Here is a 613-nt window from a genome sequence, read left to right as displayed (position 1 = left end):
ACGCAGATCATCTTTAAAAATCTCGCGTAAAGCATAGATAAAAGACATCGCTATAATGAAAGATGCAGAAATCTCGCCAAGGTAGTCTCGGGCTAGAATAACGGTCGATGTCACTACGACCATAACCAAGCCCGTCGCAATCCCTTTAATCGCTCGCTTGATGTTGTTACCCATGGAGATAGTTTGCTCACGCAAAACAATAGGGTGTTCAATCAGACGTCTTAACAAACGCATTTTGTTTGAAAGACGCGTCACGTCTTCAACCACGCGAGGAGAGTTGTATTTGTTTAGCTTGCGATGCGCTTGTTCTTTCTCACACAGAGTAATCAAACGCTGTTTAATGGTGCTGTAATCGCCTTCTCGAGGAAGATGAGCGACGAGAGACAAAAACTTCTGCTCGGTATACCACGACAAATAGTTATCAATATTAACGTAGTAACGCTTTAAGTTTTCTTCATAAGGGATAGAGCGTCTCAAGCGTTTTAAGATCTCAAGCGTCAACTCAATGACTTCGTCCACTTCATCTTCTGTAACGGAGTTGCTCTCGTGCTTATTCAAACTCGCCACTGCTTTATCTAATGCGATAACGTACTGGTAGGCGAATAAACTCAAA

Annotated in this window: 1 pseudogene; it reads right to left on the bottom strand. The window is 42.6% G+C overall.

Features of this window, described 5'->3' with window-relative positions:
• Positions 1–613, bottom strand: a pseudogene (locus tag R7190_RS28705) (hypothetical protein); the annotation flags it as partial.

This window comes from Vibrio sp. 1078-1, from assembly GCF_033340475.1.
The sequence above is the reverse complement of the archived record's forward strand: the minus strand, read 5'-3'. Positions and strand labels throughout refer to the sequence as shown.